Origin of the sequence: Pseudomonas resinovorans NBRC 106553 (genome assembly GCF_000412695.1) — a bacterium.
Taxonomy (GTDB): Bacteria; Pseudomonadota; Gammaproteobacteria; order Pseudomonadales; family Pseudomonadaceae; genus Metapseudomonas; species Metapseudomonas resinovorans_A.
Window position 1 is genome coordinate 3,329,137 of the sequence record NC_021499.1, and the last position, 25,879, is coordinate 3,355,015.

Consider the following 25,879-nt stretch of genomic DNA (forward strand, 5'->3'; position numbering starts at 1 on the left):
GCCTCGCGATACCGGACCGATGCCCATGAACCTCGCCAAGATCAACCTGAACCTGCTGCTCAGCCTGCAGGCCCTGCTCACCGAAGGCAGCGTCACCCGCGCCGCCCAGCGCCTGCATGTGACCCAGTCGGCCATGAGCAAATCCCTGGCGCAGCTGCGGGAGTTGATCGACGACCCCTTGCTGGTGCGGATCGACAACAGCACCCAGCTGACCCTGTTGGCCATGGACCTGCGCGCGCAGGTGGATGCGGTGCTGCAGGACATCGAGCAACTGCTGCAGCATTCGGCCTTCGACCCGGCTGCCTGCGAGCACGGCTTCACCCTGGTGGCCGGCGACTACGAGTCGCAATACCTGCTGCCGCAGATTTTCCTCCACCTGCATGCGCTGGCGCCGAAGCTTTCCCTGCGTCTGCTGCATCTGGATGAGCACATGGCCGAAGGCATGGCTGCCGGCCGCATCGACCTGTGCCTGACCACCCTGGAGCAATTGCCGCCCCATTCGCGGCACCAGCCGCTCTACCGGGATCAGATGGTCTGCGTCATGAGTGCGCGTCACCCGAAAGCCGGCGATGCCTTCACCCTGGAGGACTATTGCAGCTATCCCCATGTGGTCAGCAGCACCGAGCGCGGCCAGCTGATCAATGACCTCCTGGCGTCCCAGGGGCTGTACCGGCCCATTCGCCTGGAAGTGCCGATGTATCACGGCGCCCTGCGCCTGATCGGTGACAGCGATTTGCTGGTGACCCTGCCGACCCATATTGCGGCGCAACTCTGCGCCAACCAGGACATGGTCCAGGTGCCGCTGCCCTTCGAAGTTCCCGCGCTCGACTTCGGCCTGATCTGGCCCGCGCGGCTGGACGGCCAGGCCAGCCACCGCTGGCTACGCGAAACCCTGGCCGCGTACCTGTGCCAGCTCATGGCCGACACCTCGGTGGCGTTCATTCCAGCGCGCTGATGCGATGCGACCCGCCCAGCCAGTGCCGGGCTGGGCGGGTGCGCGGCGGGCCTCAGGCGCCCAGGACGAAGTCCGCCTGGTTGACCGTGGCCACGTTGACGCCGACCAGCGTGATGCTGTCGGCGCCGATGGTCACGGTGGCCTGGGCGACGGTGCCGCTGATGGCGACCAGGGCGGCGAAGTTCGCCGCGTTGATGCCCAGGGCGGAGATATCCAGCAGGTCCTGGCCTCCGGCCGGGTTGCTGTCGAAGCCGATGATCTGGTCTGCACCGAAGCCGGCGGCGAACTGGAAGATATCGTTCCCCGTCCCTCCATCCATCAGGTCGTTGCCCGCGCCGCCCACCAGCACATCGTTGCCGGTTTCGCCCCGCAGCACATCGGCGCCCTCGCCGCCCAGCAACAGGTCATCGCCGCTGCCACCGGACAGCGAATCGTCACCCTGGTGGCCTTCGAGCTGGTCGTTGCCGACACCGCCGATCAGCGAGTCACTGCCCTGCCCGCCCAGCAACAGGTCGTCGCCGGTGCCGCCATCCATGGAGTCGTCGCCGTCCAGGCCCACCAGGATGTCGTCGCCGCCATTGCCCAGCAGTACGTCGGCCTGGGCCCCGCCGGTGATCTGGTTGGACAGGTTGTTGCCCACCACCTGGGTGGCGCTGGAGCCGGTGTAGACCAGGTCCTCCAGGTTGGCGGCCATCATGTAGCTGAGCAGCTGTGAGTAGGCGAGGTCCTGGCCGCCAGCCAGGGCTTCGACGATCACATCACCGGTGGTATCGAGGTAATAGGTGTCGTTGCCGGCACCCCCGATCAGCCGGTCCGCCCCCGCGCCGCCGTCGAGCACGTCATTGCCGGCGCCGCCGGTGATGACATTGGCCAGCTCGTTGCCGGTGCCGGTGAAGTTGCCGCTGCCGATGTAGCTGAGGTTCTCCAGGTTGGCGCCCAGGGCGTAGCTGGACAGACTGGTATCGACCCGGTCGGTGCCGCCCGCCGTGCCGGCCAGCTCTTCCACGACCTGGTCGCCGGCATCATCCACCAGGTAGATGTCGTTGCCGGCGCCACCCTGCATCAGGTCCGCGCCGCTGCCGCCGTCCAGCGTGTCGTTGCCGGCGTCGCCCTGGAGCGTGTCGTTGCCCTCGCCGCCCAACAGGGTGTCGTTGCCGATACCGCCCTGCAGGGTGTCGTCACCCAGTTCGCCGTGAAGGGTGTCATTGCCGCTGCCGCCCGTGAGCAGGTCGTTGCCGGCCAGGCCGAACAACTGGTCGTTGCCGTTGTTGCCATGGGCGATATCGTCGCCGGCGGTGAAGCTCAGCACATCGGAGGTGGCGCCCACGCCGTTCCAGAAGTCGCCAACCACCTGGGTCGGCGCCGAATAGACCACCTCGGCGCTGCCCTGGTCATCGGTGTAGCTGACCATCACCCGCAGCTCCTTGCCGACTTCAGCCTGGGTGGGCGTGAAGCTGGCGGCGACGGCGCCGAGGATGTTGATGAAGGCCAGGCCGTTGAACACCTGCCACTGGTAGCTGAAGGTGGCATTGCTGGTGCCGTTGACGTCGGTGAAGGTGCGGGTGGCGGTCAGCGCCTGGCCTTCGGTGGGCGAGGTGTCGCTGATGGTCACCGTGCCCGTCGGCGCCTGGTTGCCGATGAACACTTCCTGGTCGAGGAAGCGCAGCACCTCGATGTTGCGCAGGCGATCGGTACCGTCCAGCTGGGTGCCTCGGGCGTGGACCACGGTCCAGGAGCCATCGTCGTTGCGGGTCCAGTCGTAGTTCGCCGCGGCATCGGAGAACAGCGCCACGTCGCGGTCGCCCAGGTTGTTGGTGACGCGGATCTCGCGGACGATTTCCAGCTGGCCCGGATTCAGTTCGCGGTTGAACATGCGGGTCTGCAACTGCACCAGGCTGTCGAAGCGCAGTTCGCCACCGCTGGCGTCCACCATGGGCACACCGTTGGCGTCCAGCAGGCGCAGCTGGACGTTGAGCCAGGCGTCACCGTCGATGAAGTCATCGCCGCCGCGCCCCTCGATCAGGTCGCTGCCGCCACCGCCGAGCAGGATGTTGCCGCTGTTGAAGGCGATCAGGCTTTCCGGGTCGACGCCGGGCACCGGCGTGTAGTCGGGAATCAGGTCGCCCAGCAGGTCGCGCAGGCCGTGGATGCGGTCCACCCCCGCCTGGGAGAGGAAGTTGTTGTTGTCGAGGATGAACTCCGGCTCGGCGGTGGGATCGTTGCCCCGGTCGTCACCACGCAGGGTGTCGTTGAGGTTCCAGCCCGACAAGGCTTCCACTTCGCTGAAGCGGTCGCGCAGCACCTCGATGGGCATGTTCGGGAAGATCGTCTGGTTGAGGTCGGAATCGGCCACCACCGGGCTGTTCAGGTGCACGGCCCAGTCGAAGCCCCACATGCCGATGTTCTTCTGGATGCCGGCGCTCTGGAACATGATGTCGTCGCCGGACTCGGCGTCGTAGTCGGTATCACCGCCGCCGCCATTGATCACGTCATGGCCGATGACCCGGCTCTCGAAGAAGATGTCGCCGTTGTCGCCGGCGATGTAGTCGAAGCCGGCGCCGCCCTCGATCCAGTCGTTGCCTTCATTGCCGAACAGCGCGTCGATGCCGTCGCCGCCGTAGACGAAGTCGTCACCGCTGCCGGCCAGCACCTGCTTGCCGTCGGTGCCACCGATGATGAAGTCCTTGCCGGCGCCGCCGAACAGCAGGTCGATGCCATTGCCGCCGCTGATGACGTCGTTGCCGTCTTCGCCCTTGATGTTGTCGTCGCCGCCGATATCGGTGATCACATCGTCGCCGGCGCCGCCATGGAGGATGTCATTGCCATAGCCGCCCTCCAGGGTGTCGTTGCCGCCATCGCCCCACAGCGTGTCGTCGCCCGTCCCGGCCAGCAGCAACTCGTTGCCCTCGCTGCCGCCCAGCACCACGTGGTCGTCGCCGAAGTACTTGAGCACCCCCGGGGCCCGCTCGACCATGGGTGTCAGGGCCTGGAGTATCGGGTTGCTCCAGGTGGGATCGGCGCCGATCTGCAGTGCCTGGTTGATCTCCAGGATGTAGTCCACCGCGGCGAACAGGTCCCCCGGCAGGTGCGAGGAACCCGCCGCGCCCAGGTCGGTGTTGGCCATCACCAGCGACGCGAAGGAGTTGGCCTCCAGTTCGCCCAGCAGGTGCTGGCCCTGCAGGCGCGACAGGTAGTAGAAGCGGTCGCCGTTCTGCAGCGTCTCCATCTGGGTTTCGAAGACGAAGTTGAAGGTGGAACCGAGCATGCCGCCGAAGAGCATCTTGCGTTCGGCCAGGCCGCCGATCCAGAAGTCCACCAGGTTGAGGCCCGATTCCTGGGCGGCCCAGGTGCCACTGCTGTTGAGGAAGTCCACCCGGTCGGCGGGTGCGTTGGCGCCGCCCAGCACCAGGGCTTCGGCCGCCGCGCGCTTGTCGGCCGCCGTGGTCGCCGCGGTGATGCTGCCGTGGGTGCCGTAGGCGGCGATGAAGTTGATGATCGACGCCGGGTTCTTCATGTTCAGGGCGAAGTCCACCCAGCTCACGTAGGGCTTGAGGTTGGCGTCGTTGGTCATTTCATAGAACTGTTCCCGCGCGTGGTTCAGCGAGGGCACGCCGGTGTCGCGACCGCGCGCGATGTTCACGGCGGCCAGGTCCAGGGGCAGGCCCACCAGGTTGTTGCGCAGCGCGCCGGTGATGAACTCGTCGATCTCGTTGCCCACCTGCCGGGTCATGCCCCGGATGAGCGCGCCCGCCGCCGCGTCGGCGTCGCCGGCGCTGCCGAACTCCACCGGATTGAGGAAGGCCTGGATCAGGCCCAGCTCGCCGCTCTGCATGTTGATGTCGAGGCGGTCCACCGTCTCGTTCAGCATGGAGTGGCCGAAGCGGTACACCACATGGGCGAACTCGGCGACGATGGCCGGGTCCAGCTCGACGTTGGGCTGCACCAGGAACACGTCGGTGAAGGGCTGGATCTTGCGGACGAACTCTTCGAACACCAGGTGCTGGTACTGCATCTCGTTGGTGAAGCGCGCCGCCTGGAACAGCCGCTCGCCGTCCCAGGCCAGGGCGTCCATCTCGGCCTGGCTAGCCGGCCAGGTGGCCACGTCGACGCGCAGCCACTGGTTGAGGAAAGCCAGGTCGCCATCTTCCAGCAGGGTGGTCTTGATCTGCTCGATCAGGCGGTTGTGCTCGGAGTGGAAGACGTGGTGCACGGCGGTCAGGCCGATGTTCTCGTTGCCGCGCCCGTCACCGGTGATGTAGTGGGCGTCCAGCAGTTCGTTGTCGTAGCTGGCCAGGGTCGGCAGGTTGCCCGGGCCGATCGGCTGGGTGGGGTCGAAGTTCGGGTTGGGTACCGGCGCGCCGCCAAGCCCCAGGGCGTCGTCGCTGTCGGCCACCTTCATGCTGCCATCGGTGTTGCGCGGCGCGGCGGCGTGGGCGATGTCGTCGAGGAATGCATGGCCCGTGCGGATCGCCCCGGCGGTGCTGAGGGGGGCGGCGGGATTGCCTTCCACCAGGCCGGCGGCGGTGACGATCTGGACGAACCCGTTCGGCCCGCGCTCGAAGCGGCCGTACTCGTCGGTGGCCAGCAGCGGCAGGTTGGTCACATCGGCGTCGGTCAGATCGATGCCCAGTTTTTCGCGGGCCTGCTGCTTGATGTCGGCCCAGGTGGCCAGGCCGCCGTTGGCGCCGTCGAGCATGCGCCCGGTGGCCACCGGGACCAGCACCGGCTGACCGTTGGCGTCGAGCATTTCCACCATTTCGTATTCGCGCAGGAACACCTGGTGGGACGCGTGGGAGGTGTAGGTCTGGTTCTGGTCGATGAAGGGCGTGGTCTGGTTGACGTGCTCGCGCACGTCGTCCGCGGTGCCCAGTATGCCGTCCGCACCGGGCTGGTTGGTGGCGCGGGTGAGCAGCATGAAGTTGGTGTTGGAGGTGGGATCGTAGAGCGGGTCGTCCGGCTTCAGCGGGATGTACACGGTGCCGCTGCCGCCCTTGTTGACCAGGTCCAGGCCGTGGTCGAAGAACTGCCCGAAGATCGCCATCCAGGCGTTGTAGGGCGCGGAGATACCCTCGTCCGGCGCGACGTTGGGGATGAACAGCAGGTCCGGTGTGTCCGGGTTGCCGTCGTGGTCGAAGGCGAAGCTGCCCTCGGTGGCATTGGCGGCGGCCACGGCGGCCGGGTTGGCGGTGGTCTGGTCGGAGATCAGGTTGCTGATGGTGCGCGGGGTGGAGTCCACCACGTAGCCGCTGGTCTGCTCATAGGAGGTTTGCGTACCGCTGCCGGGAAAACCGGGCGGTGCGCCGGGACCGTCGATACCGAACTCGGCGTCGCGAAACTCCGGCGCCAGCAGGCGGGGCATGGTCTGGTCCGCCGAGCCGTAGTTCTCCTGGCCGGGGACGAGGTTGTTCCAGGTGCCATTGACCGTGCGCAGCCCCATGGGCAACAGCGGATTGCCCACCAGGTCGTAGAGGGATTCACCGGCGGCATGGCGCTCGGCGATGACTATCTGATCGAGGATGAAGGCCAGATCTTGCTTGATCACGGTGATCATTTTGCTTTCCTTGAGGCAAAGCGCCCCTATGGGCCATTCGCCGGCAAGGGCGCATGGCCTATTGCTCAGGTATCAAGGTTTTCAGGCAGACGACGTCCTCGCACAGGCAGCGGACTGCGCGTTGTCTACGGTGGTTAGGTGAGTGACTCGGGCGGGCGCGCCGAAGTACTCGGCAATGACTGGGGTGGACCATGGGTGAGGGGGCAAAGGCGCCGACCATACGGCGACTTCCTTTGCACCCCGCTCGAACGGACCAGTTTCAAGGCTCCTCCCTGACGCCTTTGACTTTCCCGAACGGGCTGATGGTGGACTGCTGGGTGGCCGGGAGCTGGCGTCGTGCTCATTAAATACCGGCGCCTGTAACGGTCAAGAGACTGTCACATTCCAGCGGAACAACTACGAAGAACTTATCTCATTGAAAACAAAGGACATTCAAACTTATCCAGTTTACCGATATTGAATTCACGCAATCCCCGAACACGGGGCGAACTTCCCCCACTCCCCTGTATCAACCCGCAATGGAAGAACATTTCGGCGTCCCCATGGTGGCCCCGAAACTGGGTATTTTTTAAACCAGAAGTGGGGGTTCATGGCCGTTAGTCCGACGCTGGCCTTAGTTGTATCTGCTTATTTCCCATGAAGTTTCAATCCCTGGCGCGCCCCTCGATTTCCGCCCTGTCCGTCACGGGATTCAGGCATGACCTTTGCGTGCGTCAGACAGCTCGACCTATCAGACTTTGGTCGTAATTGCGCTGATTTCCCGAGCATGACCTGACGGCCTGGGCTAGTGCTGTTGGATGTACGTCGACCCATCGAATGACGTATCCGGAGTGTTCAATGAACAATCCTTTCCTCTGGGCGGAACTGCGCCGCCTCTCGCTGAACGTCTCGGCGGCCCATATCGCCATGGTGGCGTTTCTGGAGCGAGCGATGGTGCCCTGGTCGGCGGATCAGGTCCTGGAGTTCCAGCGTATTTGCGCCGTTGAGCTGGCGGCGATCGATGAGTACCAGCGGTTTTTCGAACATCGATGCGGCAGCCATTCGACACCCGTGAAAAAACTCCCCCGCCCTAACGACCGGCGCGCCTGAAGGGCCGCTCAGACACGCCACTCCCGCTTGCACTCCATCAGGAAGTCGATGAAGGCCCGCAGGCGCAACGGCACATGACGGCCGTGGGGGTACAGCAAGGTAAAGGGGCGGGAGCGCCCGGCGAATGCCGGCAGCACTTCCACCAGGCTGCCCTCCTCCAGTTCCTTCTCGACAATGAAGCGGTAGGTCTGGAACAGGCCCGCGCCATGCTTGGCCAGGGTCACCCCACCCAGCACGTCGTCGGAGCAGCAGTAGTTGCCGGCGGCGAGAATCTCCCGCTCCTTGCCGCCTTCATTGAACAACCAGGAAATCCGCCGCCCGCTGCTGGGCAGCTCGTACTGGATGCAGTCGTGCTGTTCGAGATCGTCCAGGGTCTGCGGCGTGCCCGCGCGGGCCAGGTACTCCTGCGTGGCCACCACCACCAGCCGCGCATCTTCGAGATGCCGCGCGATCAGGGTCGAGTCGGGTTGGGCACGCACGCGGATCGCCAGGTCGTAGCCTTCACCGACGAAATCGATGTTGCGGTTGCTCAGGTGGATATCGATCCGCACCCCCGGATGACGCGCCCTGAAGCGCGACAGCAGCGGCAGGATGCGGTAGTGGCCATAGGTAGTCGGAATGCTGATGCGCAGCTCGCCGCTGGGTTCGAGTTGCTTGCCCATGACTTCGCGCTCGGCTTCGACCAACTGGGTCAGCGCCTGGCGGCATTGCTCGAAGTAGGAGCGCCCGCCTTCGGTGAGGCGGATGCTGCGGGTGGTGCGCACGAACAGGCGGGTGCCCAGGCGTTCCTCCAGCCGTGAGATCGACCGGCTCACCGCCGCCGGGGTGACCCCCGCCGACAGCGCCGCCGCGGTGAAGCTGCCCTCTTCCGCGGCCAGGCAGAAGAGTTCGATGCTGCCCAGTTGGATATCGTCAAAGTGACGCTTCATGATTCATTACACCGGGTATCAATTGATGTGTCGGAGCTCGGATTTATCCTCAGGATAGGCACAAATATAGTCCTCCTCACCAGCGGCAAACCTCCCCCGACCCGCTGACAGAAGCCACCAACCCTTCCTGTGAGGAACCCATCATGAGCAAGCAAACCGTCATCATCACCGGCGCATCCAGCGGTATCGGCCTGGGCCTGGCCAAGGCCTTCCTCGACAACGGCTACAACGTGGTCGGCAGCGCCCGCTCCGTCGAGCGGTTGCAGGAAGCCGCCGCCAGCCTGGGCAATCCGCACAACTTCGTCGGCGTGGCCGGCGACGTGGCCGACCCGGCCAGCGCGCGCAAGCTCCTGGCCGCCGCCGTCGAAGCCTTCGGCAGTGTCGAGGTGCTGGTCAACAACGCCGGTTTCTTCCTGCCCAAGCCCTTCGTCGACTACAGCCCGGAGGACCTGGAATCCCTGCTGGACACCAACCTCAAGGGCGTGGTCTACACCTCCCAGGCGGCGGTCGCCCACATGAAGCAGCAAGGCGGCGGACATATCGTGAACATCTCGGCGGCGGTGGCGCTCCAGCCCAACATCGATGTGCCCGCGGCCCTGCCGGTGCTGATCAAGGGCGGCATCAACCAGCTGACCCGCGCCCTGGCGCTGGAACTGTCCCGGGACAACATCCAGGTGAACGCCGTGGCCCCCGGCATCATCGACACCCCCATGCACGACCCGGCCGCCCGTGAGTTCCTGAACAACCTGGCGCCGTCCGGCCGGGTCGGAACAGTCGAGGAAATCGCCGATGCGGTGCTGTACCTGGCCAAGGCCGGTTTCACCACGGGCATGGTCCTGGCGGTGGATGGCGGGATGAGTACCGGTAAGTGGTAAGCGCTTGAGCGGAAAAAAAGGGAGGCCTGGCCTCCCTTTTTCATGGCTGGAGCGAGCACGACACCATAAATAGTCGGGACAATCCTGAAGACCCCGGCAACCCCGGATGGTCAGGGTAGCGTTCCGTGCGCCTTTGATACCCACCAGCTCCAACGAACCGCATGGGTATCGCTTCGCTCAACCCATCCTACGTCGCTGCCCCACTTCTTCTACACAGGGTCAGGCAATGATTGGGCATCAGCTTGCGGGATCGGCCGAGCGGTGTGCCGCGAGCGAAGGGAAACTCATGCGGTGTGGTGCGATGGGTTTCGCAGGCTCTACCCATCCTACGGATTGCGGGACGCCGAAGCGCGGTGTTCTGCATCTGTGGGGGCGAATTCATTCGCGAAGGGCAACGCAGTTGCCCCAATCGATAGCGAAGGCCGAACCTGCGGTCCGGTTAGCGAATGAATTCGCCCCCACAAAAGAATCAGGACAATCCTGACGGCTCAGCAACCCTGGATAGTCAGGCGTGCACCTGTGACACCTACCAGCTCCAACGAACCGCATGGGTATCGCTTCGCTCAACCCATCCTACGTTACTGATGCCTGATCAGGTCTGAAATAGGGCAGAGAAGATGACGCCGCGCAAACCGTCCCTTCAGGAGGCCGAGCGGAATCGTTGTGGAGGGGGACGAGCGGCATGGATGCCGCGAGAGGCGCGCAGGGCCATGGATGGCCCTTCGCGCCGTGCCCCCGGAGCGACGATGCAGGGAGGGGAGTTTGGCGCAGCCAAACCCGGATGGTGGGGCAAGCCCTTTTGGTTCCTTTTGGGGCGACTGCCAAAAGGGACTCGCCTGGGAAGGCGAAACAAAAACCCGCAGCCCACGCGCAAAGCAGCTCGGCTGAAGACTCGTCCGCAGCACTCAACGCTGTTCGCAAAGCCTCAGGGAATAACGAAGGTCACCTCGATATTCCCGCGAGTGGCCTTGGAGTACGGGCACAGCTGATGCGCCGCCTCCACCAGCCGGGCCTTGTCATCGCCGGCCAGCCCCGGCAGTTCCACGGTGAGCTTCGCCGCCAGGGCGAAACCACCGTCGGCGGTACTGCCCAAGGCGATCTCGGCGGCCACGGCCACGTCGTCCGGCAGGTCGATGGCCAGTTGCTGGCCGGCGCGACGCATGGCCCCGATGAAGCAGGCCGACCAGCCGACGCCCAGCAATTGTTCGGGGTTGCTGCCCGGACGACCCGAGCCGGGTGGGCTCAGGCGCACCGCCAGTTCGCCGTCGGAAGATGTGCCTTGGCCGTCGCGGCCGCCGGTGGTGCGGGTCTTGCCGGTGTACAGGGTCTTTTCCAGCATTGCGGTCATTGCGAGGTTTCCTTGGACAACAGGGATTGCGCCGGTGGGTACCGGCGAGGGTTTGCGGCTCAGCGGCGGGTGCCCAGCACCACGCCCTGGGCGCGCAGGTTTTCCAGCAGGGCCAGGCCCTGGGGCAGGATGGCCTGGTGGTCTACGCCAATGGCTTCGGCCAGTGCCGCCAGGTGCTGGCGCCCGGTGCGGTCGTGGGCCTGCAGGGACGCGAGCAGCCCGTGGGCCAGGGGTGCCAGGCGCGAGAAGTGCACCTGGTTGTCCGCGCCGCGGCGCGCCAGCAGCAGGGTCGGCTCGGTGGGCGCTTGCGTTGGCAGGTGGCCGGGGCCCAGGTCGCTCACCGGCCACTGGTAGCCCAGCGGCCACGCCAGACCGGACAGCACGGGTACCCCGCCCAGCAGGTCGCCCTCCGGATCATGGGCTGGCTCCTGTTGGTCGCTGAGTAGCAGCGCGGTCTCCACCCACTCGTAATGGGCCAGTTCCACGGCCCAGGGCGGCAGGTCCGGTGGCGCGGCGTCAGCGGTTTCGAGAAACTCGACGAACTCCAGGGCGATTTCGGTGAACAGCGGCGTCCGGCAACGGTACCGGGCGTAGAAGACCTCGATCAGCGCCCGCCATTGCCGGGCCCCGAGGCTGGCGCTCATCACCGGGAAGCCCCCCGTCAGCAACGACTGCACATTGCCGAAGAACAGCTGCCGGTAGACCGCCAGGCGCCGCGCCTCGATGCCGGGCGGCGGTGGGTTATGGCCCGGATCACGCACATGGCGCGCCAGACTCATCAATTGTTCATGCAGGACCTTATCCATGGCGAACCTCCGGCCACGGGCTGGCGGCCAGTTGCCGCGCGCGGATCTGCTCGACCTCACCCAGCAGTTCCGCCAGGGGCGGGAAATTGAAGTCGCGCTCCAGCAGGGTCGGCAGCGCACCGAAGCGCTGGTAGGCCTGCTCCAGCAAGGACCAGACAGCGTCCTTCACCCTGGCGCCGTGGGTATCGATCTTCAGGTCCGGGGCTTCGTCGTAATGGCCGGCCACGTGCATGTACACCACGCGATCCACCGGCAGCGCGGCGAGGTAGGCGGCGGCGTCATAGCCGTGGTTGATCGAGTTGACGAAGAGGTTGTTGACGTCCAGCAGCAGGTCGCAGTCGGCCTCTTCGAGCACCGCACGAAGAAAGTCGATCTCCTGCAATGCCTGGTAGGGCGCGGCGTAGTAGGAAATGTTCTCCACCGCGATGCGCCGCCCCAGGACGTCCTGTGCCTGGCGGATGCGCGCGGCGACATGGCGTACGGCTTCGTCGGTGAAGGGCAGCGGCAGCAGGTCGTAGAGTTGCCCGTCGTCGGAGCAGTAGCTCAGGTGCTCGCTGAAGAAGGCGACCTTGTGCCGGTCGAGGAACTCGCGGGTGTTCCGCAGCAGCTCAAGGTCGAGCGGCGCCGGCCCGCCCAGTGACAGCGACAGGCCATGGCAGCTCAGCCGATGACGCTCGGCCAACTGCGCCAGGCCCTCGCCATGGCGCCCGCCCACCTTGATCCAGTTGTCGGGGGTGCATTCCAGGAAGTCCACGGCACCGGCCTCCATCGCCAGCAATTCGGGCAGCAACGCGCGACGCAGGCCAAGGCCTGCGCCCTGTGGGAACGAAGCAGCGGTCATGGGCAGTCTCCAGCGGGTATGACCCCCTCCCTGGCTCAGGGAGGGGGGAGTCCGATCAGTTCTTCGCCTGGCTCAGCTTGGTGAACAGCTCGGTGGGCACTTTCTTGCCGTTTTCGATGTACTGGTTGGTGCGGAACCTGTAGACCTCGCCCTCGGACAGGTAGCCATCGCTGTTGCTGTCCATCGCCTTGAATTCCTCGCCGCCCTGGGGTGCCACGGCCAGCAGTTCCTTCAGCGAGACACGGGCGTCGTCGTCGGTATCGGTGCGGGCGAACGAAGCATCGCCGCATTTGCCCTCACCGCACTTGCCTTCGGTCTGGGTGGTCTTGCCGCTGGCTTCGCTGGCGCCGCACTTGCCTTCGCCACACTTGCCCTCGCCGGCCTTGTCGGCGGCGGCCAGTTGGTAGCCCTGGGGCAAGGCTTCTACCGCGAAGGCGCTGGAGGCCAGGTTGATGCCGCCCACCAGGGCGACAGCGAGCAGGCCGATACGGGTTTTGTTCTGGATGGGGGAACGGGACATGGGGTCTTCTCCGGATACGGGGCGCGGCAAGCCGCACGAGTGGGCCACGGGGGCGCTGGAACCCTGGAACGAGGCGCCGGGGCTGACCTCGTTCGGGTGTGGCTATTTCGCCCCAGGCGTGTATCCGTGGCGTATCCGTGAGCAGTGGCATTTGTAAGCGAATGGCGGGAGGGGGAAGGCCGGATACAGAGCGATACGTCCGAAACCTTGGGTACGCCGTCCGTGGCGGCGTTGCTCACTCGTGTCGCGGTCATTCGGCATTCGAGTCCATGCGCTTCCCGCCCCGAAAAGATTCGTAACATTGCGACAGTTATCATCTACGCTGGATTCATCTTCGCCTGGTGTTTGAGCCCTGCTCCGCCAGACGACATCCTCGCTACTACCGAAGCCGGTACCGACGCATAAGCTCCATTCGAGTTTGCAGTTGCCCAGGTCGCACTCAAATGCTCGCGAAGGAGCTATGCCCATGGTCAACCCGCGCTGCTCGCTCAATGGCCGCCTGGACTCCAGGCATGGACTCGCGGTTTTGCTCCTTGCAGGCCTTGCGGTCTGCTCCGGCCAGGCGGCGGCGCAAACGCCCTCCCCCACGCTGGCCGCGCCGCCGGAGTTCAGCTACGACGCCAGCGGCGTGACCAAGGCGACCCTGACCGCCACCGAGCAGTCGGTCATGATCGGCAACGATCGCTATATCTCCCTGGTGTTCAACGGCAACTACAACTCGCCCCTGTTGCGCCTGCGAGCGGGTGGCGCGCTGGACCTGACCCTCGACAACCGCATGGACGAGCTCACCAACCTGCACTTCCACGGCATGACGGTGACACCCCTGGACGGCGGCGACAGCATCTTCCGCGAAACCCAGCCCCACCAGAAAGGCCAGTACCACTTCGCCATCCCGGCCGCCCACCATCCTGGCGCGTACTGGTACCACAGCCACTTCCACGGCGGCGCCGAGCGCCAGGTGACGGCGGGCATCGCCGGGCCGATCCTGGTGGACGGCATGCTCGACCCCTTTCCCGAGCTGAAGGGCATCCAGGAGCGCGTGCTGGTCCTGCGCAACTTCCAGAAAACCCTCACCGGCAAGGTCGCCAGCGAGATCATCACCAGCGCGCCGTCGATCCGCACCATCAACGGCCAGGCCCTGCCGGTGATCGACATCAAGCCGGGGGAGATGCAGCTCTGGCACTTCCTCAACATCGCCGCCAACCAGTACTTCCGCATCCGCATCAACGGCCAGAACATGCAGGTGCTCTCCCGTGACGGCAATACGGTGAACCAGGAGGTGGTCACCGACGAATTGCTGATCGGCCCGTCCGCGCGCTTCAGCGTGCTGGTGGTCGGCCCCGCGCCGGGGGACCATCCCATCGAGCTGGGCTCCGGCAACACTGGCCCAGCGGGCGACTCCTACCGGGGCGAGCAGCTGGCGATCCTGCGTTCGGCCGGCGCCTCGGTGGCGACGCCGACCATCGCCACCTACCCGCAGTCCGAGGACTTCTCCAAGGAACCCGTGGCCAACCAGCGCTCCTTCGCCTTCCAGGACTCGGCCACCGAACCCAACACCTTCCTCATCAACGGTGCGCGCTTCGAGCTGGACCGGGTCGATACCACGGTGAAGCTCGGTGACCTGGAAGAGTGGACGCTGAACAACCCGTCCCAGGAGCTGCATCAGTTCCACATCCACCAGACCGACTTCCAGGTCACCAAGATCAATGGCGTGCCGGTGCCCTTCACCGGCTACCGCGACAACGTGTTCATCCCCGCCACCGGCTCGATCACCATCCGCATCCCCTTCCGCGACCCGGTGATGCTCGGCAAGTTCGTCTACCACTGCCACATCCTCGAACACGAGGACGGCGGCATGATGCAGGCGATCCAGGTGGTGAAGCCGGAAGACTACGAGCAGGCGGTCAAGCTCGCCCCACTTGGGGGGCTCTACGGCAACAACGAAACCTGCGCCTACCTGCGCAACACGGGTCGAGAGGCGTCGAAGACGACCGATCAGATCAGCCGCTAGCGCCGGAGATACCGACATGACTCTCTTTCGCTCTTCCCCCCTGTTCCTGGGGGCGCCGTTGCTTGGTGCCTTGCTCAACGCCGGCCCGGCCAGCGCCGACAGCGGCCAGTACCCCAATGTCGGGATGGATTACGACGCCACCTTCCAGTACGACTTCACCCGCGCCGACCATTCGACACCGGGTACCTCGCGCACCACCACGGACGGCTACCCGGACATCAACGCCACCTTCTACCTGCGCTTCAGCACCGATTCACAGATCCACCTGACCACCGAGCTCAACCCGATCAACCCGCCGAACGACGGCGAGGACCGCTTTTTCGAAGATGTCGGCTTGCAGGTCAACGAGCTCGCCTACGACTACCAGAGCAGCCGCTACAGCTTCAGTCTGGGCCTGGTGCAGGTGCCCATCGGCCGTGCCCAGGATGCGGCGCCGGGCCTCTACACCAGTGATTTCGTCGCCGTCTACGACCTGGACGGCATGCTCGGCGGCACCTTCGCCTACCGCTTCTTCGGCGACCAGCTGGGAGTCATCGAGACCGACCTCACGCTCTACCGCCAGGACACCAGCGTGCTCAGCCGTCCGTATTTCCAATCCGGCCAGCAGGTGGACCGCAACGACGGCGGCCCGGCCAACAACGGCAAGATCAATTCCTACGCGGTGGCTGTGAACTGGCTGGCGATCCCGGCGCTGCCCTTCCTGGAGCTGCAGGCCGGACAGATGCGCAACCAGGGTGGCGATTTCGACGGGGTGGATGGCAGCGCGGACGACGAGGTCGTCAACCTGGCATCGCTGCGCTACATCTACGCCGTGCCCCGTTCCACCGACCTGGACACCACCTTGAGCGGCCAATACCTCGATGTGGTGCCCTTCATCGAGTACGCCGACGTCGACAACGAGGGCGCCATTCCGGGCAACGACACGCGCTACCTGACCACCTCGCTGACCCTCGACTACGGGCTCTGGGCCTTCGGCCTGACCCGCACCGACAAGCGCCGCCCCAACGACACCGGCGGTGGCGATACCCACGACTACCTCAACGAGCTGAGCGTCACCTACGCCCTGACCGGCCAGCTCAGCATCGGCGTTTCGGCCGGCACGCAAAAGCAGGATGGAGAGAACGACAACATCCTCGGCCTCGCCATCACCTACTCGGGAGGTTACTGATGCTTCGGTCTCTATTGCTGAGCCTGTGCCTGGCGGTCGCCGGCAGCCAGGCGGCCCTGGCCCGCGATGACATCGGCGGGCCATTCAGCCTGATCGACCAGGATGGCCAGGCGGTTAACGAGCAGACCTACCTGGGCAAACCCGCCCTGCTCTACTTCGGCTTCACCAGCTGCCCCGACATCTGCCCCACGGACCTCGCACGCATGGCCAAGCTGGCCAAGGCCGTGCGCGAATCCACGGCCATAGAGCTGCGGCCGATCTTCGTCACCCTCGACCCGCAGCGCGACACACCCGACCGACTGAAGGGCTACATGGCCTACTACGGCAAGGATTTCGTCGGCCTCACCGGCCCCCAGGAGAACATCGCCAAGCTCGCCGACCTGTACCACGTCTACTACAAGAAAGTGCCCTTCGGCGATGCCGGCGACTACATGCTGGAGCACTCGACCTTCCTCTTTCTGCTCGATAGCCAGGGCCGCTACCTGGACCACTTTGGCAGGGGCATGGACGAAGCGCAGATCATCCAGCGCATCACCGGCAAGCTGGACCATGGGCAGCGGCTCGGCGCGCTCTAGCCGCGCCAGTGCCTTCGCGACGCTTCATACGAAAGTACGAACAGGTCATCTGTTTTCCTAATCACGCTGAATTGTGGCACCCGCCCCGGGCCTCGACACTGTGGCTCCAAGATTCCATGAACCGGGGCCTCACAATGAAACTAACGCTCACCCCTCCCCTGAAACCCAGTTACTGGATGGACTCGCCTGCGTCCAAAGCCGCCGTTTCGCCTCCGCTGAAGGGCAGGCACCAGGTCGATGTGCTGATAGTCGGCGGCGGTTTCGTCGGCCTCTGGACGGCCATGACCCTGAAACAGCTGGAGCCGGACGCCCGCGTCATGCTCCTCGAACAAGATGTCTGCGGCGGCGGCGCCTCCGGGCGCAACGGCGGCTTCGTGATGTCCTGGTGGCCGAAGATCGGCACCCTGCGCAGCTTCTGCGACGAGCGCCAGGCACGCTTCCTCGGCGACAGCGCCGAGCGTGCGATTTACGAGCTCGGCGAGTTCTGCGCCGAGCACGGCATCGACGCGCACTTCCGCCAGAGCGGCTGGCTGTGGACGGCCACCACACCCCAGCATGTCGACACCTGGAACGGCACCCTGGCTGCCTGCGAGCGCCTGGGCGTGCAACCCTTCGAGCGCCTCGACGCCGCGGAAGTGGCACGGCGCACCGGCTCGTCCGTGCACCTGGCCGGTGTGTTCGAGCGCAGCAACGCCACGGTACAGCCGGCACTGCTGGCGCGGGGCATGCGTCGGGTTGCGCTGGCCCGTGGCGTGGAAATCCACGAGCACTCCGGCGTGACCGGGATCAGCCCCGGCGAGCCGGTCCGGGTCACCACCGCCCAGGGCCAGGTCGAGGCCACCAACCTGGTACTGACCACCAATGCCTGGGCCGCCGCGCTGCCGGAACTGGCCCAGCTGATGGTGCCGGTGAACAGCTCCATCGTGGTCACCGAGGCCGTGCCCGAGCGCCTGGCCGAGGCTGGCTGGAGCGGCGGCGAAGCCATCACCGATTCGCAACTGATGGTGGACTACTACCGCACTACCCGTGACGGGCGCATCGCCTTCGGCAAGGGCACCGGCGCCATCGCCTACGGTTCGCGCATCGGCCAGGTATTCAGCGAAGACCCGGCCAGCCTGCTGCTCACCGAAGCGGACCTGCGCCGCACCTACCCCATGCTCGGCGACGTGGGCCTGACCCATCGCTGGTCCGGCCCCATCGACCGGACCTACGACAGCCTGCCTATCTTCGGCCGCCTGGGCGGCCAGGCCAACATCCACTACGGCATCGGCTGGAGCGGCAACGGCGTGGGCCCGAGCCGCCTGGGTGGACGCATCCTCGCCAGCCTCGCCCTGGGCCGCGACGACCAGTGGAGCCGCTGCCCCCTGGTGGAACGCCAGTGCCGGCGCTTCCCCCCGGAACCGCTGCGCTACATCGGCGGCTCCATGGTGCGCAACGCGGTGATCCGCAAGGAACGCGCGGAACTGGCCGGCGCCACGCCGGCAGCACTGGACCGGATGCTCGCGCGCTTCGCGCCCGCCGGACTCGAAGACAAATCCTGAGGAACCCGACATGCCCCTCGAACGTATCCGCCTGGACGACGACTCCAGCTTTACCGCCCCGACCCCGGTGGGCGCCCCGCTCGGGCAGCCCGTGGCCCATGCCTGCACTGCCGGACACCGTAACGTGCCAGACGGCAAGGGCAGCACCGGTGTCTGGGAATGCAGCCCCGGCCAGTTCCGCCGGCAGGTGATGGAAGCCGAGTACAGCTACATCGTCAGCGGCGAAGGCAGCTTCACCCCCGATGACGGGGAAACCATCGAGTTTCGCGCGGGCGACGCCCTGTACTTCACCGCCAACACCCAGGGCACCTGGACCATTCGCCAGGCCGTACGCAAGACCTACCTGATCCTCGGCTGAGCCCGAGGACATTCACCCAAGCCCAGACAAGAGAGGAAACAATACGTGGGTATGACGGAAAAATTCGAGGCAGAGTCCGGGCTCAAGGCCCATGCATTGGGCTCCCTCGAGTCGCTCGCCATCATCATCGGCACCAACATCGGCGCCGGTGTGCTGAGCATGGCGTTCGCAGCACGGAAAGTCGGCTACATCCCCCTTCTGGCCTGCCTGGCCCTGACCTGCCTCTTCTGCATCATCACGATGCTCTACGTGGCCGAAGCCTGCCTGCGGACCCGTGGCAACAAGCAGCTGAGCGGATTGTCCCGCCGCTATCTCGGCCCGCTGGGCGGATGGCTGATCTTCATCGCCATCGCGGCCAACGGCTACGGCGCCCTGGTTGCCTACATGACCGGCAGCGGCAACATCATGTCGGACTTCTTCGGCCAGTACGGCCTCAGCCGGGAGATGGGCAGCCTGATCTTCTTCGTGCCCTCGGCGCTGGTGCTCTACCTCGGCCTCAAGGCCCTGGGCGTGGGTGAGAAGTTCATCAGCGCGGGCATGGTGGCCATCGTCTGCCTGCTGATCGGCGCCACCCTGATCCACGACGACACCCGCATCGCCAACCTCTGGCAGAGCCAGTGGCAATACGTGGTGCCGGTGTTCAACCTGGCGGTATTCGTCTTCGGCGCCCAGTTCCTGGTGCCGGAGCTGGTGCGTGGCAACCTGACCACGCCCCGGCGACTGCCGCGGCTGATCGTGATCGGCATGCTGCTGACCTTCGTGCTGGTGGCGGCGATTCCCGCCTCGGTGATTGCCCTCGTGGGTACCGAGAACCTCAGCGAAGTGGCCACCCTGAGCTGGGGCAAGTCCCTTGGTTCGTGGGCCTACTACGTCGCCAACACCTTTGCCCTGCTGGCCATGCTGACCTCTTACTGGGGCCTGGGTGGCAGTCTGTTCAGCAACATCTTCGACCACTTCCGCCTGGGCAGCGACGACAACCGCCGCCGGCGCCTGGCGGTGCTGGCGGTGGTCTCCGTGCCGCCCTTCCTGCTGGCCTACTCGGGCCTGGCCAACTTCGTCGACGCCCTGTACTTCGCCGGGACCTTCGGCGGCGTCCTGATGGGCATCATCCCGATACTCCTGCTCAACGCGGCGCGCCGCCGTGGTGACCGCACCCCGGAGTTCAGCTGCGGCTGGTACGCCCATCCGCTGGTACAGGGCGCCATCGTACTGATGTTCGCCGCCAGCGGCGTCTACGCGATCGCGTCCTTGCTGGGGCTACTGCCGAGCAGTTGGTAACCCGCAGTCGGGATGCCGGGTGTCCACCCGGCATCCCCAGGGCCCGACACGGGCCCGACGTCATCTCACTCACGCCCTGACGCCGGCGATTTCACCGGCCCGCAGGGCGATCCAGAGCACCGCGACATCCTCGGTGCTGTCCAGGGAACGGCCGGTGATTTCCTCGATCCGGCGAACCCGGTACACCAGCGTCTGCTTGTGCACGTTCAGGCACTGGGCGGCCTTCTGCCAGGAGCGGTTCTGCTCCAGGAATACCCGCAACGTCTGCTCCAACTGCGCGCTCTGCTGCTGGTCGTAGTCCGCCAGCAGGCCCAGCACGCTGCGATGGACCCGCGCCGCTTCGTCGAGGCTGCCGGGCAGCCAGGGCTGCTCGGCCTGGGCGCTGCCATAGGCCACCAGCGGCCGCTGCGCGGAGGCATGGGCCAAGGCCAACCGTGCTTCCCGCAACGCCTCCGCCGCCCGCGCCGGATGCCCGAGCGCACTGCTCAGGCCCAGGGGACAGCCCAGCTCGGCTTGCAGCCGCGTCGCCGTTTCCGGCTCCGCCAGCAACAGGATCAGCTCCTGCCCCAGGTTGCGCACCAGGAACTCCAGGCCGTGGCGGCGCAAGCGCGCTTGCCAGTCGCCCGGTAGCTCGCCGGCGGGACAGGCCAGCGCCACCACCGCCTGCTCCACCGGACACTGCAACTGCGCCAGGCGTTCGCGGGCCGCGCGTTCGGCCAGGCGTTGCTGGAACAGGTCGTCGAGCAGTTCCGAGCCCAGGCGCAGCTGCCGCTCCTGCTCCACCTGCAGGCGTTCCAGTTCGATGCCGAGAATCCCGGCCAGATGGTGCAGCAGGCCGTAGTCCAGCAGCTCACCGCCGCAGGCGAGGATTTCGCAGGAGGGCTGTGACGGCAGGGCCATCACCATGGCCTCGGCATCCAGGTCGGCGCGGGTGCAGCGCACCACCGCCGGCATCGCTCCGCGCAGTTCCCGGCGGCGTGCCAGCAACGCCTGGCGCCAGGCCTCCGGCAGGGGCTCCAGCCCCGGCTGCCAGGGTTCCAGGCTGCGGGCATCGAACAGGTAGAGGCTGGCTCGCACGTCCTTGGCCAGACGCGCCAGGAGCGCCCCGACGCCGATACCCCGCAGCCCCATGCGGGCGCTTTCGTAGAGCTGGCTGATGGCGTTGCGGCGCTCGAACTCTTCTTGCTTGCCGGCCTCCAGGATGGCCCGGGTCACCGCTGAGAATGGCACTGAGTAGTGGGTCATCAGCAGGGGGAAGTCCATCTGCTCGGCCGCCTGGCGCAAGGCGTCGATGTCCTCTGGCGCCTGCATGTTCTCGCCGATCATCAGCCCGGCCACCTTGGCCTGGGCCAGCCGCTCCAGGTAGAGGCGCTGGTCGGCGGCGGCAAGGGGAATGCCGATGCCCGTGGTCATCAGCAGGTCGCCCTCCCCCAGCCACTCGGTGGGGTCGGCCAGCTCGCACACATGGGCCCAGCGGACCGGTCGCGATAGGCCTGCCGGCCCATTGAGCAAGCGGGTGCGCAAGGGCGCGATGTCGATGATGTCCTGGATGCAGAGGGGCATGGGTGGGTCCGGCTGGCAGGGAAAATTCCCCCGTGGACGGCAAGGATGGCACCAACGAATCCCGCTGTCGTGGGGTAATACAAGCCTTAGTACGCGGGTATGAACGACCCGCTGCGATTCTTGGTTCCGTCTGATTGCCCGAGCAGCCGCCCGGCAAAGAGACTGGCATCCCCCACCGCTCTCGCTCGATGGAGAAAACAACAATGTACAAATCCCTGAGTATTTCCCTGGCCCTTGCCCTGGGCACCACCCTGGCCGGTACGGCGCTGGCCGACATCACCGTGGTTTCCCATGGCGGCGCCAACAAGGCCGCCCAGGTGAAGGCCTTCTACGAGCCCTACACCCAGCAGACCGGCACGCAGATCATCGCCGGTGAGTTCAATGGCGAGATGGCCAAGGTCAAGGTGATGGTGGACACCAACAGCGTCTCCTGGGACGTGGTCGAAATGGAGATGCCCGAGCTGGCGCGGGCCTGCGACGAAGGCATGCTGGAGGAGTTCACCGACGCCCCGGCCATCGCCTCCGCTGCGGCCAACCTGCTGCCGGGCGCGGTACAGCCTTGCGGGGTAGGCTTCTTCGTGTGGTCCACGGTGCTGGCGTACAACGGCGACAAGCTGAAAACCGCCCCCACCGGCTGGGCGGACTTCTGGGACCTGGAGAAATTCCCCGGCAAGCGCGGGCTGCGCAAGGGCGCGATGTACACCCTGGAATTCGCCCTGATGGCCGACGGCGTAGCGCCCAAGGACGTCTACGACGTGCTCGCCACCAAGGAAGGCCAGGACCGCGCCTTCAAGAAGCTCGACCAGATCAAGCCGAACATCCAGTGGTGGGAAGCCGGCGCCCAGCCGCCCCAGTACCTGGCCTCGGGCGACGTGGTCATGAGCTCGGTCTACAACGGCCGCATCGCGGCGGTGCAGGACGAGAGCAACCTCAAGATCGTCTGGAACGGCGGCATCTTCGACATGGACGCCTATGCCATTCCCAAGGGCGCGAAGAACCCGGAGGAAGGCCTGAAGTTCATTTCCTTCGCCCTCCAGACCGAACAGCAGAAGGCCTACGCCCAGCAGATCGCCTACGGCCCGGTGAACACCCAGGCGGTGGACCTGGTGGGCCCTGCGCGCCGCAAGAACATGCCGACCGACGCCGCCAACCTGCAACAGCAGGTGGCCATGAACGCCAGCTTCTGGGCTGACCACGGCGAACAACTGGAGCAGCGCTTCAACGCCTGGGCAGCCAAGTGAATCCACCGTGCAGGGCCTAGGGCCCTGCCCTTTCCAACCGCCCTTCGGGGCGGTTTTTTTATGGCGACTCCCTAGATATTCCGAACGCGGCCCACCCCTCTCCTAGCCCCGTAGGGTGGACCACGCTTCATCGGTCCACCAGGCGAGGTTCGGCCGAGCGCCGATGGTGGATGTGAAGAGCGACATCCACCCTACGTACCCATCAGCCCTTCCGCATGGGTATCGCTTCGCTCAGCGGAACGCCGCCCGACCCATCCTACGATCGCGCACCGGCGAGTGCACACGAGCCTGTTGCCCATACCGGCCTGATACGAAGCAGGAAGATGACGCCGCGCAAAGCGCCCCTTCAGGAGGCCGAGTGGAATCGCTGTGGAAGGGGTTGAGCGACATGGATGTCGCGAGAGGCGCGTGGGGCCATGGATGGCCCCTCGCGCCGTGCCCCTGGAACAGCGATGTAGCGAGGGTACCCCGGCGCAGCCGGGGCCGGATGCAGGGGCAAGCGTTTTGCTTCCTTTGGGGCGACTGCCAAAGGGAGTCGCCCGGGAGGGCGAAACAGACCCCGAAGCCCACTCGACAATGAGCCGTAATCAAAGCCCGAAGCCCCAACGACGTTGGGTTTCGCTTCGCTCTACACCAACCTACGAAAGCGGGCCCCTTGGGCTGGCAACGGGGAAATGGTGACCACCCACCGACTGGTCTAGCGTTACCAGGGTTGCGCCCCCGTGCCGTCAGGGCCGGATTCGCCCCAGCAGGGGCACGATCATGGGAGGTAACCCGCATGGACCGGAGCAAAGGCGCCGCCAGGACATTCCTGCTGGGACTGGGGCTGATAATCGCCATCGTCGGCCTGCTGCTGGTAATAGGCGGCGGCGTGTTGGTGGCCCGTGGGGGCAGCTGGTACTACCTGATCGCGGGCCTCGCCATCGTCATCAGTGGCGGCCTGATCGCAAGATCACGGCCCTCGGGCGCCTGGTTGTACGCCATCGTCCTGCTGCTCTCCTGCGTCTGGGCGGTGTGGGACGCCGGCTTCGAGTTCTGGCCACTGCTGTCGCGGCTGCTCATGCTGGCGGTGATCGGTTTCGTGGTGATGCTGGCCTACCCCACGCTGGTGCACGCTTCCGGCGGCAGCGGCGGTCGCATCGCCTACCTGCTGGCCGCCCTGCTGGCGGTCGGCTCGGTGGCGGCCTTCTCCAGCATGTTCAGCCACAGGCCCCTGGTCGAGGCGGCCGGGGCGCCCCAGGTCAGGCCCCTGGCGCCAGGCCAGGCGCCGAAGGACTGGTCCACCTGGAGCGGCGCCACCCCACGGGGTGAGCGCTTCGCCGCGCTGGAGCAGATCAACAAGGACAACATCCAGCAGCTCAAGGTGGCCTGGACCTTCCGCCACGGCGACTTCCCGGTCAGCACCGGCGCCGGCGCGGAGGACCAGATCACGCCACTGCAGATCGGCGACACCCTCTTCACCTGCAGCGCCTACGGCAAGGTGTTCGCCCTGGACGTCGATACCGGCGAGCAGCGCTGGCGCTTCGATCCGAAGGCCGAGACGCCGAGTTGGCAGCGCTGCCGGGGCCTGGCCTACCACGAGGACCGTATCGAAGAACCGGCCCCGGCCACTGAAGCCGCCCCGACGCAAGCCGGTGCCCCGACCCCGGCTGGGGTGAAGATCACGACGGTCGTGGACACCCCACTGGTGTACAGCACCGCCTCGGCCTGCCCCAAGCGCATTTTCCTGCCGACCATCGACGCCCGCCTGATCGCGCTGAATGCCGAAACCGGCGAGCCCTGCGCCGACTTCGGCGATAACGGCACCGTGGATCTCAAGATGGGCATGGGTGACATCCCGCCGGGCTGGTACCAGCAGACCTCCGCACCGCTGGTGGCAGGCAGGCTGGTGGTGGTCGGCGGCCGGGTGGCGGACAACTGGTCCGTCGACGAACCCTCGGGCGTGGTGCGCGCCTTCGACGTCCACAGCGGCGAGCTGGTGTGGGCCTGGGATGCCGGCAACCCGGCGATCACCGGGCTGCCACCGGCGGGCGAGACCTATACCCGCAATTCGCCGAACGTCTGGTCGGCCATGGCCTACGACGAGAAGCTCGGCCTCATCTACCTGCCCATGGGCAACCAGACGCCGGACTTCTTCGGTGGCCAGCGTGCCGAGGAAAGCGAGAAGTACAGCTCCTCCATCGTCGCCGTCGAGGTAGCGACCGGCCGCCCGCGCTGGCACTTCCAGATGACCCACCACGACCTGTGGGACTTCGACCTGCCGGCGCAGCCGCTGCTCTACGATGTGCCCGACGGCAAGGGCGGTACCCGGCCCGCGCTGGTCCAGGTCACCAAGCAGGGCATGATCTTCATGCTCGATCGCGAAACCGGCGAGCCCCTGGCGCAAGTCGAGGAGCGCCCGGTGCCCCAGGGCAATGTCCCCGGCGAGCGCTATTCACCGACCCAGCCCTACTCGGTGGGTATGCCGCAGATCGGCAATGAGACCCTCAAGGAAGCGGACATGTGGGGCGCCACCCTGCTCGACCAGTTGCTCTGCCGCATCCAGTTCGCCGGCATGCGCCACGAGGGGGTGTACACGCCGCCGGGCCTCGACCACGCGTTGCAGATGCCCGGTTCATTGGGCGGGATGAACTGGGGCAGCGTGTCGGTGGACCCGACCACCGACTACATGTTCGTCAACGACATGCGCCTGGGCCTGGCCAACTACATGATCCCCCGCGAGCAGATGCCGAAGAACGCCAGCGGCATCGAGATGGGCGCGGTGCCGCAGGAGGGCACGCCATTCGGCGCCATGCGCCAGCGCTTCCTCTCCCCTCTGGGCATCCCCTGCCAGAAGCCACCCTTCGGCACCCTGACCGCCATCGACCTGAAAACCCGCCAGATCGCCTGGCAGGTGCCCGTGGGCACCGTGCAGGACACCGGCCCCTTCGGCATCAAGATGCGCATGCCGATCCCCATCGGCATGCCGACCCTAGGCCCAACGCTGGCCACCCAGTCCGGCCTGCTGTTCTTCGCCGGCGCCCAGGGCGACTTCTACCTGCGCGCCTTCGATTCCGCCACAGGCGAGGAAATCTGGAAGGCCCGCCTGCCGGTCGGCAGCCAGGGCGGGCCGATGACCTATGTATCGCCCAAAACCGGCAAGCAGTACGTGGTGATCACCGCCGGCGGCGCGCGCCAATCGCCGGATCGCGGCGACTACGTGATCGCCTACGCGCTGCCCTGAGGCCGCT

18 protein-coding genes are annotated in these 25,879 nt (G+C 66.1%); 11 read left to right on the forward strand and 7 right to left on the reverse strand.

Features of this window, described 5'->3' with window-relative positions:
- Positions 1-25 precede the first annotated feature (25 nt).
- A complete protein-coding gene (locus PCA10_RS15015) occupies positions 26-955 on the forward strand; it encodes a LysR family transcriptional regulator (protein WP_041770289.1) in 930 nt (309 codons plus the stop codon).
- A gap of 52 nt (positions 956-1,007) precedes the next feature.
- Here PCA10_RS15015 and PCA10_RS15020 read toward each other — a convergent pair whose 3' ends face one another.
- Complete coding sequence (locus tag PCA10_RS15020) at positions 1,008-6,506, reverse strand: peroxidase family protein (RefSeq protein ID WP_016492911.1); 5,499 nt, start codon at positions 6,504-6,506, stop codon at positions 1,008-1,010.
- An 837-nt stretch (positions 6,507-7,343) separates the two neighbouring features.
- On the opposite strand from PCA10_RS15020, the gene PCA10_RS15025 reads away from it, so the two are divergent.
- A complete protein-coding gene (locus tag PCA10_RS15025; RefSeq protein WP_016492912.1) occupies positions 7,344-7,595 on the forward strand; it encodes a hypothetical protein in 252 nt (83 codons plus the stop codon).
- 8 nt (positions 7,596-7,603) lie between these two features.
- Here PCA10_RS15025 and PCA10_RS15030 read toward each other — a convergent pair whose 3' ends face one another.
- The gene (locus tag PCA10_RS15030) at positions 7,604-8,524 is read right to left on the reverse strand and encodes a LysR family transcriptional regulator (RefSeq protein WP_016492913.1); all 921 of its coding nucleotides are present in this window, start codon (positions 8,522-8,524) and stop codon (positions 7,604-7,606) included.
- A 143-nt stretch (positions 8,525-8,667) separates the two neighbouring features.
- On the opposite strand from PCA10_RS15030, the gene PCA10_RS15035 reads away from it, so the two are divergent.
- Complete coding sequence (locus PCA10_RS15035; RefSeq protein WP_016492914.1) at positions 8,668-9,399, forward strand: SDR family NAD(P)-dependent oxidoreductase; 732 nt, start codon at positions 8,668-8,670, stop codon at positions 9,397-9,399.
- Between the two features lie 925 nt (positions 9,400-10,324).
- On the opposite strand, the gene PCA10_RS15040 is transcribed toward PCA10_RS15035, so the two are convergent.
- Genes PCA10_RS15040 through PCA10_RS15055 form a run of 4 tightly spaced genes read right to left on the reverse strand, consistent with a single transcriptional unit; the run spans position 10,325 to position 12,914 of the window.
- Complete coding sequence (locus PCA10_RS15040) at positions 10,325-10,747, reverse strand: organic hydroperoxide resistance protein (protein ID WP_016492915.1); 423 nt, start codon at positions 10,745-10,747, stop codon at positions 10,325-10,327.
- A 59-nt stretch (positions 10,748-10,806) separates the two neighbouring features.
- On the reverse strand, positions 10,807-11,553 hold the full coding sequence (locus tag PCA10_RS15045; RefSeq protein WP_016492916.1) for an HvfC family RiPP maturation protein: 747 nt from the start codon (positions 11,551-11,553) through the stop codon (positions 10,807-10,809).
- Positions 11,546-12,394 carry an HvfB family MNIO-type RiPP peptide maturase gene (locus tag PCA10_RS15050; RefSeq protein ID WP_016492917.1) on the reverse strand — a complete coding sequence of 283 codons (849 nt, stop codon included), beginning with the start codon at positions 12,392-12,394 and terminating at the stop codon, positions 11,546-11,548. Before PCA10_RS15050 ends, PCA10_RS15045 begins: the two co-directional genes overlap by 8 nt.
- 55 nt (positions 12,395-12,449) lie before the next feature.
- Entirely contained in the window at positions 12,450-12,914 is a 465-nt protein-coding gene (locus tag PCA10_RS15055) for an HvfA family oxazolone/thioamide-modified RiPP metallophore (RefSeq protein WP_016492918.1), read from the reverse strand.
- Between the two features lie 466 nt (positions 12,915-13,380).
- Here PCA10_RS15055 and PCA10_RS15060 point away from each other — a divergent pair, with 466 nt between their 5' ends.
- The 6 genes from PCA10_RS15060 to PCA10_RS15085 all read left to right on the forward strand — a co-directional run bounded on the left by PCA10_RS15060 (position 13,381) and on the right by PCA10_RS15085 (position 19,845).
- Positions 13,381-14,925: a multicopper oxidase family protein gene (locus PCA10_RS15060; RefSeq protein WP_016492920.1), complete on the forward strand. Its 1,545-nt coding sequence runs from the start codon at positions 13,381-13,383 to the stop codon at positions 14,923-14,925.
- Positions 14,926-14,941: 16 nt separating this feature from the next.
- On the forward strand, positions 14,942-16,093 hold the full coding sequence (locus tag PCA10_RS15065) for a hypothetical protein (protein WP_016492921.1): 1,152 nt from the start codon (positions 14,942-14,944) through the stop codon (positions 16,091-16,093).
- A complete protein-coding gene (locus PCA10_RS15070; RefSeq protein WP_016492922.1) occupies positions 16,093-16,668 on the forward strand; it encodes an SCO family protein in 576 nt (191 codons plus the stop codon). The genes PCA10_RS15065 and PCA10_RS15070 overlap by 1 nt, the downstream gene beginning before the upstream one ends.
- Positions 16,669-16,802: 134 nt before the next feature.
- Complete coding sequence (locus PCA10_RS15075) at positions 16,803-18,209, forward strand: NAD(P)/FAD-dependent oxidoreductase (RefSeq protein WP_041770290.1); 1,407 nt, start codon at positions 16,803-16,805, stop codon at positions 18,207-18,209.
- A gap of 10 nt (positions 18,210-18,219) precedes the next feature.
- Positions 18,220-18,567 (forward strand): cupin domain-containing protein, encoded by a 348-nt coding sequence (locus PCA10_RS15080; RefSeq protein ID WP_016492924.1) that lies wholly within the window; start codon positions 18,220-18,222, stop codon positions 18,565-18,567.
- A gap of 51 nt (positions 18,568-18,618) precedes the next feature.
- Positions 18,619-19,845 (forward strand): aromatic amino acid transport family protein, encoded by a 1,227-nt coding sequence (locus tag PCA10_RS15085; RefSeq protein WP_051148039.1) that lies wholly within the window; start codon positions 18,619-18,621, stop codon positions 19,843-19,845.
- 69 nt (positions 19,846-19,914) lie between these two features.
- Here PCA10_RS15085 and PCA10_RS31165 read toward each other — a convergent pair whose 3' ends face one another.
- A complete protein-coding gene (locus tag PCA10_RS31165; protein ID WP_016492926.1) occupies positions 19,915-21,408 on the reverse strand; it encodes a PucR family transcriptional regulator in 1,494 nt (497 codons plus the stop codon).
- A gap of 203 nt (positions 21,409-21,611) precedes the next feature.
- Here PCA10_RS31165 and PCA10_RS15095 point away from each other — a divergent pair, with 203 nt between their 5' ends.
- Positions 21,612-22,649: an ABC transporter substrate-binding protein gene (locus tag PCA10_RS15095; protein ID WP_016492927.1), complete on the forward strand. Its 1,038-nt coding sequence runs from the start codon at positions 21,612-21,614 to the stop codon at positions 22,647-22,649.
- A gap of 778 nt (positions 22,650-23,427) precedes the next feature.
- Entirely contained in the window at positions 23,428-25,872 is a 2,445-nt protein-coding gene (locus PCA10_RS15100; protein ID WP_016492928.1) for a glucose/quinate/shikimate family membrane-bound PQQ-dependent dehydrogenase, read from the forward strand.
- Positions 25,873-25,879: the final 7 nt, after the last annotated feature.